Genomic DNA, 14,253 nt, shown 5'->3' on the forward strand with positions numbered 1-14,253 from the left:
TTAGCTAAAGTCGACATTATAATTTAATTCGTCAACTCGATTTATCGTAACTGTTGTGCGGCCATAATTTATTAGATCTTCATAACTAATTCTTCTGGTAGCAGGTAAACCTAGTCTAGATCTAAAGTATTTTCCCAATGTATCTTTTCTAGGCGTTGATGCAATTTGTTTCGGATACCCGTCTGAGCCGTTGCCTTCAAATAAAACCTGCATATCGACTCCATCATCCCAATGAAAATTTATAATTCTTTGAACTGCGAGTTTTGTATCAATCAAACCCGGGTTTGCTCTGATAAATCCAATATGGATAGGAATATAACTATCATACGGCCTTGTATGATTCAAAGCATTAGAGCCCCAATTGAGGCCACCTGTATCATGCATCTGTCCATCCACCCTCAATAATGTAATTTCTGGCATAATTCACCTTTTTTATAGTTAATGATAAATAATTCTATTACAGTTTCTGCTATCGCTTTCGCAAAAGTAGGAGGTACTGCATTGCCAATCATTTTATATTGATCTCCTCTTGAGCCTAAAAACTCGAAATCATCTTCAAAAGATTGCAATCTTGCCGCTTCTCTCACGGTAATTGATCGGGCTTGTTTTGGATCTGGATGAATATGTCGTAATCCATCTTTATATAAGTGTGCAGGAATTGTATTGCTAGGTTTATCTTCCCTAATCACATGATATTTATGAAAATTAGACTCCTTGCCTGTTTTCTGTTGATATAATTCAATTAACGCTTTGCTTGAGGCATACTTATTTTTCCCACTTTTTATATCATTCGCCAATAATTCAAAAATTTTAATATCCCTAGCACTATGCGTTCTGGGCTCATGGTTTTTAGGGAGAGGAACACCATTTAACTTAATTGCATGAGACTGATTAGAAATTTGACTAGTAGGATAAATTTTTGGTAAATTCTCAAATGCGCTCTTTGATTTTAAAGGCTCTAATGTTGCTTTTGATTTTAGATTGCTATAAAATGTCTTAATTTTTGAAGTGCTATTTTGACCTTTTTTAACGCCAAAGATTATGACTCTCTTTCTTTTCTGAGGGACGTTATAATATGATGTATCGAAAAGAGCGTCGTCTTTTAGATTGTCAGTTATTTCATATCCAACGATTTCAAAGGCTTCCCTTACTCTGTCCACTATTGAGATACCGCCCGGCCTTGCGGATAAGATACCTTCTACATTTTCAAACACAAAAGCCTTTGGTCTGTAATAATCGACCATCTTTACATAACTTTCGAAAAGATAATTTCTATAGTCTTCATGCATTCCGTTAGTATCTCTAACTCTTCCTGCGATCGAATAAGCTTGGCAAGGAGGGCCTCCTATAATAAAATCTACTTCACTTTGTTTTACAAGGGAATTAATTCCATCATTGCTTCCATACAAAACATCAGAATATCCGTTAATCAGTTCCTCCGTTCTTTGTATATCAAAATGAAGCACATTATCTATTAAAGTATCATAGCCATATTTTGATATAAGCCGTCTCTTTAAAGTCTTAACTGTTGGCAATTCCCAGTCAACTGCAGCTAAAGTTTTAAAACTTCCCGTCTGAAGGAATCCATCAGTCAAACCTCCACATCCTGCAAATAAATCAATTACATTAAATTTCATTTTTAAGATGTTTTATCAAATGCTCTGCTAAGACCTTTCCTAATAATGGGGGAACAGCATTTCCTACTTGTCGATATTGTTCGGTTTTATTTCCTAAAAACACAAAACTATCTGGAAAAGACTGTAGCCTAGCATTTTCTCTAACACTAGGCACTCTATTCCATTTATAGTGAAAATGATTCCTATGTCCAGTGTCGATGGTTTTAGAAGGCTTTTTGCTATGATATCTTGTCCAAGCTTCATTGAATCTCCTAGAATCGCCCACTCCCAAAGGCAGGTTTTTATGATTTCCTCCCTCTGGAACTTGAGATATTACATTTATCACATGTTCTGTATGCAAAGTTCCAATATGATTTCTCAAAACACTATTTCCATTACGCATCATGAGTTGATATTCACTTGACACTTCCTTATCGTAATTAGCCTCATCTTCACCAAAATCAGCAACGAGGTCTGGCAAATCTCCTATAGCATCTTCACATCCGATATAATTATCTTCATTCAACACTGATGGTGGAAATTCAAACTTGCCTATATCCTTTTTTAATGCCACGAAAAATACACGCTTTCGTATTTGGGGAACTCCATAATCTGGGGCATACAGCAACTTAGGACTACAAGTATATCCCATTTCATCACAAAGTCTAATGATTTCCTTTTTTGCTTTTCCACCATAAAGCTTCAACAGCCCCGGTACATTTTCGATTATTATAGCCTTCGGATCAAGTTTTTCTGCCAATTTGAAAACTGAATAAAAAAGTGAATTTCTTTCATCGTTTTCATCTCTAGTACCTGTCAACGAAAAACCTTGGCAGGGAGGTCCAGCTATTATAACATCTATTTTTCTACCCTCTGTCTCCGCAACAATTGTTTCGATCGCACTATCTTTGTGCAAATCAAGTAGCAATCCCTTTGAACCGTCATGATTTTTTTCAAAAGTTTTAAGTGCTGTAGCTGTATTATCAACCCCTAAAACTACATGAAAACCTGCTTGTTGGAAACCGTATGAAAACCCACCACAGCCTGAAAATAAATCGATGGCTGTTAATTCATTTTTATTTATCAAAATTAATTTCTCCTTGTTTTGCGTTGATATTCCTTAAATAAAAAGCTGTTCCCTCAGCTACTGTGAAAACATTATTTGAACATTTATACTTATTGGCCTCCCTAGCAAACTTATCAGCAAAAAACAAATCGCTAACTGTCTGCAAATCTTCTCCGATAATCTCTGCTAATGTTTTAAGTTTTGAGACTGAAAATTTCTTAGTGCCATTTTCGATTCGACTAATTGCACTAGAATTTATTCCAATTTTGGCTCCAAACTCAGTTTGAGTCCAGACCCTTTTTTCTCGTTCTGTTTTTATAAAGTTGCCAAAACTTGTAACTTTTAACGTGTTCCCCATTTTGATTTGACCCTTTTTTAACAAACATAAAAATAATTTGATAATCTTTGATCAAACTACCTCTGCAATTTTGAAATTTGTTTATCACAAGTTATCTACAGTTGTAAAATTCTAAAATTGGATTTGCCCGGTCTTCAACCCCAACTGTGAAAAAAGCCACCAATCGTGTTAGACTGATTGCTTTTTTGTAGCCCCTAGCAGAAACCACATTTATAAATATAGAATTTTATTACTTACTTCTGGACTTTTTGCCCAATTCCTCTTGTTGTGCCATCGTATTAAGTTTAACATCCTTAAAAACTTGTTTTTGTAAGTCACCAGGATCTACATCAATTGCTAAGGCAATTTTATAACTCTCCTCCGCAGTTAAAATAGTTGATGGGTCATTCGAAAGTAAACTTAATCTCGTCTCGCTTATACTCGTTTTTCTATATATAGCTGCCTTGTTTGCAGATTTTAGAAACAAAAATTTTCCAAGTTTAGTAAGATCAGATTTTTTTTTCACGCCTCTTTTTTCAATAAACTTAGTTTGTAAAAAAAGAATAAATGAAAATTTTGAATTTTGTTTATATAATATAAAATATTCTTTATATAATATAAATTTATTATTATATTTGATAAATAGATTTAAGTAGTACAAATTCAAATAAATATTTAACTTAGCGAACAAAAGATATTAAGAGTTCGCACTAGAGTCTGTGTTTGGAAACCTGAGAATTTTCAATGGACACAAGATGATAGGTGTTAAGCTCACGTCATAGGCGTGGGCCCACTTATTGTGTCCAAGGCTTCTCAGGGCCTCCAAACCAATGAGATGGGTTCCACGCTTAATTGATTTATCTCATACAGGCTCCATTAATAAACACATAATGGAAAGCCGTTTAAATATCATCCTAGCCTTAATCATCTGCGCACCGGAATAATTCTATACACCAGGCGGGATCACCATGCTTGTTCGGTTAATGATCAATAATTTCTACATGGCTCCCGACCTGTTTTTTATCCGTTACCCAACGGCGTTTCTTATCAACTAATCATAACCAATCGCATGAAAAAATCAGTAATATTTATTACCATGGCATTGCTATGCCAAAATTTCAACCTCTTTGCGCAGAGCCCAATGAAACCCGGGCTAACTATTGGCACGCAGGTAGCCAATGAAAGCCTGTCTAACAGCTTTGGAATTAAAAGTGCATCAAAATCAATTGCCAAGTTGAAAGGCAAAGTTATTGTATTGGACTTTTGGGCAACCTGGTGCGGCCCATGTATCGCTGCATTCCCAAAAAATGAATTATTACAAAAAAAATTCTCTGGCAAGGTTCAATTTGTCAATATTGGATACGAATCGAGACCGACAATTGAAAAAAGTTTTACGCAAAATTATCGAGGTAAAGAAACCGGATTTTTATGGATTACAGAAGATAAAACATTTGTAAAGATGTTTCCCCACACCTACCTGCCTCATTATGTCTGGATAGACAAGGAGGGAATTTACCGGGGCGCCACTGAAGGAAGGGATGTCACCGAGGAGAATATTTTAAAAGCCGTTAATGGCGAGTTTAGTCAGCTCCACCAAAAGACAGACGGTGCGTTAAAAAAAACCAGTGTTGCAAATTCCCAAAATAATGAAAGCAGTGTATTGTATAAAAGCGTGCTCAGCAGTTATATTGAAGGTCTCCCCGGAGGTTGGGTGTTTCATGTTCCAGATTCTATAAATGGAAGAAGGGTAGAATTTAAAAATGTGACTCTGCTTAATCTATATCGTTCAGCTTTTGGAAATCAAGAGATATTCAATAAAATAAATACACAGCTATTAGTATCAGATATCGATTTATTTACATCCACACTTCAGGGACAAGCATTCACTGATTGGTTAAGAAAAGGAAAAGGCTACAACTGGAGTGTGCGTGTGCCAGCTGATGAGAACCTGTATGAATTTATGCAGCAGCAACTCTCAATTTTATTTCCTCAATACAAGGCCAGCGTAAAAACGGTCAATAAGCAATCCTGGGTTTTAACCAAGACATCTGACCAGGATAAATTGGCCAGCAAGGGTGAAAAACCTTTTACTAAATTTTCCCCATTCGAGGCTATCCTACAAAATGTCCCGATGAGGGCCCTGACCAACCAGCTTAAACAAATATTCATGCAAGATTCAAAATTGCCAATCATAGATCAATCGGGTTATACAGCCGCAGTGGATATGATCATAGAGGCGAAAATGACCAGTATGGACGAAGTAAATGAGGCTCTGAAAAAATACGATTTGCAGTTTATTAAAAAACATGCAGATTCGAAGGTACTGGTTATCACGGATAGCTCATCAGAAAATGAGGCTAATAAGATTAGTCAGGTAGACAAAGTTAAAGAAGCGGGGCGTTAGGGGATGAAAAGGTTGCTTATAATTCAATTTTTATTTTGGTGGAGCATTGTTGCATTTGCACAAACCGTTGTCACTGGCGTCGTTCTGGATGGAAGGGTAGCTATTCCCGGGGCAACTATTTCCATTGAAAGCCTTAAACTCACCACACGGACCGACAGCGCTGGAAAATTCAAAATCGTCGCCCCTCTTGGTAATTATACATTAGTAGTTTCCCATTTGAACTACGAAAAACAAAATTTAACGATAAATACTTCGAAGGATTTGTTGCTGCCTATAGATTTAAAGCCGGTGAGCAACCAGCTCGAAGAAATTCAGGTTGTAAATACGGGATTTCAAAAGCTACCGAGGGAACGAGCTGCAGGTTCATTCGCCACCCTAAACGAAAGCCAGTTGAGTAGAAGGACAACCCCTGATATTGTCAGCAGGCTGGAAGACGCACTTCCGGGACTTGTTATTAATCGGTCAGGAACACGTGTTCAGAATCAGACTCAGGTAAGTATACGAGGACAAAGCACATTATTTGCCCGAACCGAGCCACTGATTATTCTTGATAATTTCCAGTATGAAGGCGATGTCTCCACAATCAATCCAAATGATATTGAAAGCATCACGATTTTAAAAGATGCTTCGGCCGCTTCAATATGGGGTGCCAGGAGTGGAAATGGTGTAATCGTAATCACTAGCAAATCAGGCAAAAAAAATGCACCCGTCACAATAAACTTTAATTCCAATCTTACCATTGGGGAGCGGCCAGATTTATATTTTCAAAACAGAATGAGTAGTAGTGATTTTATAGATATTGAAAAGGCTTTATTCGCCAGGGGATTTTACACCAATAGTGAAGCATCTGTTTTAAAGCCAGCATTTACTCCAGTTATCGAATTGCTGATAGCGAAACGTGACGGCCGGATCAGTGGGCCAAATGCGGATGCGCAAATCGAAGATTTCAAAAATATTGATTTCCGGGCGGAGGCGGCAAAACTGTTTTATCAGCGACCCGTAAATGCCCAGTACGCTATATCATTGAGCGGGGGCAATAGCAGCCAGCAGTATTACCTGTCTGCAGGACTTGATGACAATAAAGATATACTGAGATTGAATGGTACAAAAAGGGAAACGCTTCAGGCGAGATCCAGCTGGAATTTTTTGAAAGAACGATTATCTTTCACTGCGGGTGTAAACTATGCCCGTCAGCGTACTGATTCAGGAAATGCAGGTTTAAATCTTGCAGAGGGCGTGAATAGTTATCCTTATGCCCAGCTATTGGATCAAAATGGAAACCCATTGGCAGTGAATATGGGATACCGGAACAGTTTTAAAACAGAAGCAATTTCCAAGAGCCTTTTGGACTGGAACTACCGCCCCGCAGATGAACTTTATGCCATAACTAGCAAACGCAGGATAGAAGATTTGAGGCTAAACTTCGGCCTGACCGGCAAATTACTCCCTGATTTAAGTGTAAGCTTACTTTACCAATTCAATTCCATACGTAATAATAACATCCGAAATCAAAGTGCAGATAGTTACTTTTCTCGTAACCAGATTAATAACCTAACACAAATCAATACTGATGGCTCCCTTACCCGCCCCATTCCACTAGGAGGCATCGTTGACAACATGAATGGGCATAGCGAGGTAAATAACCTCAGGGCGCAGGTGAACTATGAGAAAACATTCGGTGACCACAGATTGAGCATTTTTGGTGGCGCAGAGTCCAGAAGCCAGGATGACCGTATTAACACCAGCAGATTTTACGGTTACGATGAGCTACACGCGAACTATCAGCCAGTGGATTATCTAACTGCATTCAGGCGTTACGTTAATGCTGGCGCAACTGCCAACATTGTATACATGGACGGTGAGCAGCGTCTTGCCGACCGAAGCCGGAGTTATTTTGCCAATTCCGGTTACACCTACCATGAAAAGTATACAATTAATGGAAGCATCAGGCTTGACCAAAGCAATATTTTTGGCGTAGCCACCAATCAAAAGGGCATACCCTTATGGTCAGTCGGCGGGTTATGGGACATCGCGAAAGAACCCTTTTATTCAGGCGAAAGTGGAGGAACAAGCATTGCGGCAATGCTTCCAACACTGAAATTCAGAGTGAGCTTTGGCTACACTGGTAACGTCGATAAGACTTTATCCGCATATACGACCGCCACATACAATAATGGCTCGGGAAATATTAATAACAGCAACACCCGACTTCCATATGCTACTATAGACAATCCGCCGAACGCTCAGCTGCGATGGGAAAGAACTAGAATAATCAACTTTGGCTTCGATTTTGCCAGCCGGGCAAACAGGGTTTCTGGAACAATAGAATACTATCGCAAAAAAGGTATAGACCTTATTGGCACTATTCCTTATGCGCCCTCCAGCGGTATCACCACTTTCAAGGGCAACACTTCTGGATCCCAGGGGCAAGGTATTGATGTGAATCTGCTAAGTCGAAATTTTACTGGAAAGCTTGCCTGGGAAACGAATGTAATTTTAAGCTATAGCAGTGATATTGTAACGGATTATAAAATCAGGGGCACCAATGTAAATTATATCCAAAATCCGAGACTATATCCTCGAGAGGGTAAAAATGTGAATGCTGTTTATGCTTTTCCGTGGGCGGGACTAGATCCTGCAAATGGAAATCCCAGAGGTTATCTAAATGGTGAAATCAGTACGGATTACAATAAAATTTTGTTAGCGGAAGATTTCGAGACCGTCAAATATTTTGGTTCTTCCAGACCGTTGTTGTTTGGAGCGGTTAGGAATACATTTACCTACCGCAATTTTTCGCTCTCTGCTAACATCAGTTACCGACTAAAATATTATTTTACGCGCTCATCAATTGCCTATGGCACAAATAACGGGCTTGGCGGACATGGTGATTACACATATAGGTGGCAAAAACCCGGCGATGAACTATTTACAAACGTCCCCTCGGTGCCTAACGGCAATATTTCCAACCGGGACTTGTTCTATGCAACTTCCGAGGCGCTTGTAGAAAAAGGAGATCATATCCGTTTACAGGACATTAATTTTTCCTATACACTGCAAAACAAGAAAATTCTGGGTGCTACACTCCCAACATTACAAATCTATTTTTACGCTAATAATATCGGCCTCCTTTGGAAAGCTTCGAAGGCCGTACAGGATCCTGATTATTTCAATTCCCAGTTTTCGCCTCTGCGCTCCTATTCTATTGGTTTAAAAGCAAACATCAGATAATTATGAAGACAATCATTACAAAATTGAAAATATTCATCCGCTACATTATTGCTAAAAAACATTTTAATAAGGTTAATACGAAGCTCCTATTAATATTAATGTTGGTGGGCATTGCCGGCTGCAAAAAGGACTTTTTGGATACCAAGCCGAACAAAGCCTTGCTGGTTCCACAGACCATCGCTGATTTCCAGCGATTGCTGGACAATACTGGCGTGATGAATTTATGTCCATCCTTAGCACTCCTCGCTGGTGATGAATTCTATGCGGACGCAAATAGCATAGCTGTATGGACTACCCCTGCAGAAAGAAATACTTACATATGGGCTGATGAAATTTTTGAAGTCCAGACCAGCACAGAGTGGAATGCTTGCTACAAACAGATTTTTTATAGCAACATCATTCTTGAGGGACTTGAGACCATGAGCGCGGAAGATCAAGGTAAATCTGAGGCGAAATGGATTAAAGGTTCGGCTTTATTTTTTCGGGCGCAGGCCTTTTATAATCTCGCACAGGTATTTTGTCCGCCTTTTCGAAATACAGGCAATGATGATTTGCTAGGGCTACCTTTAAAACTTAAGGCAGATGTGAATGAGCAAGTGCAAAGAGCAAACCTTTCTGCAACCTATAGCCAGGTCATAGAGGATTTAACGAATTCCCTTGCGCTATTACCTGGGTCGGTTTCAAGCAAAAATCGGCCCAGCCAGCGCGCAGCATTGGGACTGCTTGCCAGAGTAAACTTAACCATGCAACGGTATTCGGAGGCTTTGTCCTATGCGAATGACGCACTCGGCCAGAATAGCAGTTTACTGGACTTCAACTCCTTAACAGCCACATTAACTTCCACTGCCAATCCCTTTCCTGTAGGTCTGCCTACGGGAAACGATGAAGTTATTTTCTACAACAGTATGGTGAGTTATTCGTTTTTCAATAATAACCTCCGGGTGGATAGTACCATTTATCGAAGCTATGCAAACAATGACCTGCGAAAATCAGTATTTTTTGTAAGTCGCTCCACTGGGCAGATCAATGTTAAAGGGAGTCATGCCGGTACAACGGGAGCCTTTGCGGGTATCGCTAATGATGAACTTTATCTCATTCGCGCTGAATGTGAGGCGAGAAAGGGAAACCTACTTTCAGCCATGAATGCTTTGAATCAACTGCTGGTTAAAAGACATCGGACCGGAACCTATCTTAACCAGACCGCGGTAACAGCAGAAGAAGCTTTAAAGCTAATTCTATCCGAAAGAAGAAAAGAGTTATTTCGGCGGGGGCTCAGGTGGTCAGATTTACGAAGACTAAATCAGGATGCGAAGACAAGTGTTGTCTTGCAACATCAGGCATCTGGACCTGTTATTCAATTGCAACCTCAGAGCCTTAAATATACATTTCCTATACCACCCGATGAAATCATAGCTAGTGGTATACTCCAAAATCCAAGATGATGAAAAATGCCTGGGTCTGATCACCCAGGCATCTGAGATGTTACTGACCTAAGTCAAATGTCCCGCGTGACACCGATTGATAATCATCGGCATTTGGCGCTGGATTTGGATAGCTAAATTCCGCAGTACATTCATTCTGAGAATCAATGCAGCGATACTCACCTTGCTCAGGTTGAGTGGTCGGAGATACTGGCGTCAATCCTGCCAGACTAATCCAGTTACCACTGGCATCTTTGCCATAATTATCAACCAATGCTGGTTTGAAGGCACTTCCGCCTACTACTAAAAATGCAGCAGCCACTGATGCGAAAACTGGTTTTCTGATTTTCGAAAAATTCATGATTAATCGACACTTATTTGCATTTGAAAAAGTGAAGGAAAAAGTTTAGTTTAAGGTTACTGTTTATTTGAGGAACCGATACAGCTGCTGTGCCGGTTTTACTATTTTTTAAAATCTTTTTTCAACCTCCTTTCCCCTGTGGCGGTTAATTATCATTCCAAATAGTGCAACAAGCGTTATTAAAAGATTGATCATTAAATGGCTTCCCCAAGAAAGTTTTGTGAATAGCCCTGCACATGCACAAGGCCTTGAGACAAAGTACCCGAAGTAAACTAGTGCCGCATATGCCGAAAAAAAAGTCATGAGCAAAAAGGAGAGTAGAAAACCTAAGCTTTCTGATTTTGGAAATATTAAAAGTAGTCCAATCGCTATTTCCAGGAATGGCAACACTGGAATGGCGATGGTAAGTATTTGTTGAGAAAAAATCTGATAGTGCATCGCTATCCAATAGCTGTGATAAAAAACGAGCTTATCCAGACCTGTGTAAAACCAGAGTAAAACAAGCAGGTAGACAGCAAATATTTTCAGCTTATCCATTATGCATTTGTCTCTGCCAGGCACAATTTTGATGATATCGTTGGATAGTTCCATTATTAAATTTTCCTTTAACCATTAGTGATGACCAAATTTCCTATTTCATTAAATCATTTAATGCGACAAATGATGGAAAATGCTCACTACACTTAAAACGATCAGCTAAAAATTTCTGATTACCCTTAACTTTTATAAAACCTGGAGAAACTGTCGGCCTTAATGCCCAAAAAACTTAAGATATCTTTATGTTTTGCCACGTTAAAGATATTTGAGTGTTCGTTATAAAACCTATCATAACGTTGCCGGGCATTAAGCATTTGCATTCTAGAGGCATATTTTGCCCTATCAGCTTCACAAAAATCACGGGCGAGATCGATTATCGTTTCTAATTCAGTAAATTCTTGCCTAAGTTGAATCAGGTTGACATATGTTATTTCTATCAAAACACATTTAGAAATACTTTCAATATCCCGGAAAGCAGGTAATTGGCTAAAAAATGAAGGATAAGCGTACATGAAATCACCCGGAAAATAAAACCAGCTGATACGCTCATAATTTTCATCATGCGCTGTTTCTTTAGCGAAGCCCTCGGCGAGAAACCAGAGTTTGTTCACACGATTATTGGCTTTTAGTAATAAATTGCCTTTGGCAACTTGCCTGATGACTGTTTTAGAAAACAACTTGTCTCTAAGTCCAGGACTCGGGGAGGAAAATTTTTCTAATTTAAAAAATAGCTTTTCATAGTTGGCGTCATGGTGCATGTAAGAAAATACATTTTAAAGATTTGACCTAGAACAAGTAGCGAAATAAAAAAGGGAACCGGAGTTCCCTTTTTCGTATCCAAGAACAAATAGTCCAGTTAAAGAACGAAGATCAAATCGATCGGTTAACAAATCAATAATTTCTAACATTAAATTTTGAATTTTCTTAGACCGAATAAAAATACATTATGTAAGAGGTATCATATATTATGTAAGTGTATCTTAAATTCGAATATTCTTCATTTCGAACATGAAAGTTTATAAATTCTTTTGCACATAGTTTTAATATTCCTATATTGTGTAAGATATAGCAGAAATTTATATGGATATAAGCTGCATTATTATAGACGATGAACCTCATGCCATTGCTGAGATAAAGGATCTTATTGCCATCACGCCCGATATAAGTGTTAAAGCAGCATTTGACAATATTGGAGATGCCTTGGCATTTCTTCGCAGTAGTGGAAAAGTAGAGGTGATATTCTGCGACATTAGTATGCCACAAATAGATGGCTTGGAGGCCGCGGGGATACTAAGGGAATTTTGTAACTATTTGATTTATATTACTGCGCACCGATTCCATGGCGCCGAAGCATTCGAGGTCCAGGCTGCGGGATACTTGGTTAAACCATTAAAATATGACAAGTTCATTCGCCAGATTCAAAAGATAAGGGACAATATATCTACTGCACTGTGGCAAACGTCCGAAGACCAAACAATATTCGTCAAAGGGAATGACAAAAATAGTTTAGTTCCAATCAATGTGCATGAAATCATCTATATACAGGGACTCGATAATTATATTAAGATTCACACCACAGAGGGAGAAAAGATTACATATATGCAGCTCAAAGATTTAGATGCTACCTTGATGAGACAATCAAAATATATGAGAGTGGCCAAATCAATTATTATTTCAGTTAAATTTTTAGAAAAAGTTGATGGCTACGTTGTCTATATGAAAACAGGTGAGACCTTTAATATTGGAAAAGTTTACCGGCCGGCGTTTAAGGAATTCCTGTTACAACGCAGATTAAACTAACACACCGGTGGTTCCGCTGGATGTATTGGTAGTTGTTGTGAATAAGGTGGTAGTGGGATCTGTAGTGTCATTTTGTAAACCCCTTCGAACATTTTTGTAAAAGAAAATAACTTTCTTTTTTAGTTGATTTTTTTTGTAGTTTTTCATAGCCTTAAAATTGTTTAAGACCAATTTTAGCGCAGTAAAACGAACCAGGCATTTATATTATGTATCATGCACGAAATATTATGTAAAAGGATTAAAGCTTGGGGCACGGAGCCACTCATACATGCTGGAATGTGGGTTATTTACATCTTCGGAGAGATTTTTAGTCTTGCCCTATTAACAGATACCTATAGCACAGCCGAGCACTACATTTTTTTTTATCTCTTGAATATTTTGTTGTTTTACAGCTATGTATGGCTCCTTTTCAAAGTTTCAGAAAGCAGTCCAATAAAATATCTATATTATATTTCAATTGCTATTGGCACCTTAGCATTGTATATTCTTTTGGCTGGTGCACTTACCACTCTTCTTAAAACTGTTTCCCATAATGGCAAAGTAGTCGGAGTTTTGGAGAAGAAGTTTATGATTTCAACAGCTTGGCGTGGGTTTTACTTTATGTTGTTTGCCACAGGATTTGTTTTACTTAAACAGAATTCAAAACAAAAAGTAAAGGAAATGGCTAAAGTGCTTGAAATTGAGCGGCTGAAATCACAGTTAGTCTCTGCCGAAAAAGATTTTCTTCGCTCACAGATCAATCCTCATTTACTGTTTAATACCCTAAGTTTCATTAATCATGCGACAAAGTACAATCCTGGAAATGCAAGGATTGCTTTAGGGTTACTTTCAGACATCATGGATTACGCTCTTCACTGCGGGGATGGTGACTCTGTTAGTTTAACAGAAGAAATAGAGCAAATTAATAATATGATTGCACTCAATCAGCTCCGGTTTGGCGACAAGCTAAATTTAAAATTTAACATCAATGAAAAATGCTTGGAAACATCTATAGCGCCGCTTATCCTATTAACATTAGTTGAAAACGTTTTTAAGCATGGAGACCTCCTCCATAATAAGATTTCTTCAGTTTTTGAAATCGATTGCCAGAATAATTCCATAATTTTTAGGACGAGAAATCCCATAGGTAAACAAGCGTTCTTTTCAAGCACCAAAACAGGGCTTCGTAATATACAATCAAGACTCCAAAATGCTTATCCGAGCAGGCATGTATTTGAGTTTATTATCAAAGATGAGGTGTTTGAAACAAAACTGATAATATCTTTATTGTATTAAGGAAAATTACACAACATCTTCTGGTTTGCAAAGGGACATGTCGCGACTGTAACCTTTAATTAATGTTAAAAAATCTTATTCCGCCTGTCCATAATAATTAAACGCGGATTGGATATTCTGAAATCTTTTAAATCAATCATCAAATCAATGGAAATGTGAAAACTGCAAGTTATAATATTGTTTGCTGGTCAGTTAAATTATGTGCCCA

Annotated in this window: 14 protein-coding genes; 5 read left to right on the plus strand and 9 right to left on the minus strand. The window is 38.3% G+C overall.

All coding sequences use genetic code 11. The features are described 5' to 3' along the window. The 5 genes from R2Q70_RS19400 to R2Q70_RS19420 form a co-directional block, all read right to left on the minus strand. Complete coding sequence (locus R2Q70_RS19400) at window positions 1-420, minus strand: restriction endonuclease PLD domain-containing protein (RefSeq protein ID WP_316809203.1); 420 nt, start codon at window positions 418-420, stop codon at window positions 1-3. Continuing rightward, window positions 399-1,637, minus strand: coding sequence for a DNA cytosine methyltransferase (locus R2Q70_RS19405; protein WP_316809204.1), 1,239 nt, complete (start codon window positions 1,635-1,637; stop codon window positions 399-401). The genes R2Q70_RS19400 and R2Q70_RS19405 overlap by 22 nt, the downstream gene beginning before the upstream one ends. After that, the gene (locus tag R2Q70_RS19410; RefSeq protein ID WP_316809205.1) at window positions 1,627-2,703 is read right to left on the minus strand and encodes a DNA cytosine methyltransferase; all 1,077 of its coding nucleotides are present in this window, start codon (window positions 2,701-2,703) and stop codon (window positions 1,627-1,629) included. The genes R2Q70_RS19405 and R2Q70_RS19410 overlap by 11 nt, the downstream gene beginning before the upstream one ends. After that, window positions 2,693-3,040, minus strand: a complete 348-nt coding sequence (locus R2Q70_RS19415; RefSeq protein ID WP_316809206.1) for a helix-turn-helix transcriptional regulator — start codon at window positions 3,038-3,040, stop codon at window positions 2,693-2,695. The genes R2Q70_RS19410 and R2Q70_RS19415 overlap by 11 nt, the downstream gene beginning before the upstream one ends. Before the next feature lie 229 nt (window positions 3,041-3,269). Further along, window positions 3,270-3,680: a helix-turn-helix transcriptional regulator gene (locus R2Q70_RS19420; protein ID WP_316809207.1), complete on the minus strand. Its 411-nt coding sequence runs from the start codon at window positions 3,678-3,680 to the stop codon at window positions 3,270-3,272. Window positions 3,681-4,088: 408 nt separating this feature from the next. Between R2Q70_RS19420 and R2Q70_RS19425 the strand changes: the two genes are divergently transcribed. From R2Q70_RS19425 to R2Q70_RS19435, 3 genes are read left to right on the plus strand one after another with little or no spacing between them, the layout of a single operon-like run. Further along, window positions 4,089-5,423: a TlpA disulfide reductase family protein gene (locus tag R2Q70_RS19425; protein WP_316809208.1), complete on the plus strand. Its 1,335-nt coding sequence runs from the start codon at window positions 4,089-4,091 to the stop codon at window positions 5,421-5,423. 12 nt (window positions 5,424-5,435) lie between these two features. After that, window positions 5,436-8,651 carry a SusC/RagA family TonB-linked outer membrane protein gene (locus R2Q70_RS19430; protein ID WP_316809209.1) on the plus strand — a complete coding sequence of 1,072 codons (3,216 nt, stop codon included), beginning with the start codon at window positions 5,436-5,438 and terminating at the stop codon, window positions 8,649-8,651. 2 nt (window positions 8,652-8,653) lie between these two features. Further along, window positions 8,654-10,093 carry a RagB/SusD family nutrient uptake outer membrane protein gene (locus R2Q70_RS19435; protein WP_316809210.1) on the plus strand — a complete coding sequence of 480 codons (1,440 nt, stop codon included), beginning with the start codon at window positions 8,654-8,656 and terminating at the stop codon, window positions 10,091-10,093. Between the two features lie 40 nt (window positions 10,094-10,133). Here R2Q70_RS19435 and R2Q70_RS19440 read toward each other — a convergent pair whose 3' ends face one another. The 3 genes from R2Q70_RS19440 to R2Q70_RS19450 form a co-directional block, all read right to left on the minus strand. After that, window positions 10,134-10,433 carry a hypothetical protein gene (locus R2Q70_RS19440; protein ID WP_316809211.1) on the minus strand — a complete coding sequence of 100 codons (300 nt, stop codon included), beginning with the start codon at window positions 10,431-10,433 and terminating at the stop codon, window positions 10,134-10,136. A 108-nt stretch (window positions 10,434-10,541) separates the two neighbouring features. Then, on the minus strand, window positions 10,542-11,024 hold the full coding sequence (locus tag R2Q70_RS19445) for a MauE/DoxX family redox-associated membrane protein (RefSeq protein ID WP_316809212.1): 483 nt from the start codon (window positions 11,022-11,024) through the stop codon (window positions 10,542-10,544). 125 nt (window positions 11,025-11,149) lie between these two features. Further along, the gene (locus R2Q70_RS19450; protein ID WP_316809213.1) at window positions 11,150-11,728 is read right to left on the minus strand and encodes a cyclic nucleotide-binding domain-containing protein; all 579 of its coding nucleotides are present in this window, start codon (window positions 11,726-11,728) and stop codon (window positions 11,150-11,152) included. 322 nt (window positions 11,729-12,050) lie between these two features. On the opposite strand from R2Q70_RS19450, the gene R2Q70_RS19455 reads away from it, so the two are divergent. Continuing rightward, window positions 12,051-12,770, plus strand: coding sequence for a LytTR family DNA-binding domain-containing protein (locus tag R2Q70_RS19455; RefSeq protein WP_316809214.1), 720 nt, complete (start codon window positions 12,051-12,053; stop codon window positions 12,768-12,770). Here the strand turns inward: R2Q70_RS19455 and R2Q70_RS19460 are convergent. Next, window positions 12,762-12,917, minus strand: coding sequence for a hypothetical protein (locus R2Q70_RS19460; protein ID WP_316809215.1), 156 nt, complete (start codon window positions 12,915-12,917; stop codon window positions 12,762-12,764). The two genes, R2Q70_RS19455 and R2Q70_RS19460, sit on opposite strands and share 9 nt — an antisense overlap. A gap of 66 nt (window positions 12,918-12,983) precedes the next feature. Here R2Q70_RS19460 and R2Q70_RS19465 point away from each other — a divergent pair, with 66 nt between their 5' ends. Beyond that, entirely contained in the window at window positions 12,984-14,045 is a 1,062-nt protein-coding gene (locus tag R2Q70_RS19465) for a sensor histidine kinase (RefSeq protein ID WP_316809216.1), read from the plus strand. Window positions 14,046-14,253 lie beyond the last annotated feature (208 nt).

This window comes from Pedobacter agri (genome assembly GCF_032678665.1).
GTDB lineage: Bacteria > Bacteroidota > Bacteroidia > Sphingobacteriales > Sphingobacteriaceae > Pedobacter > Pedobacter agri_A.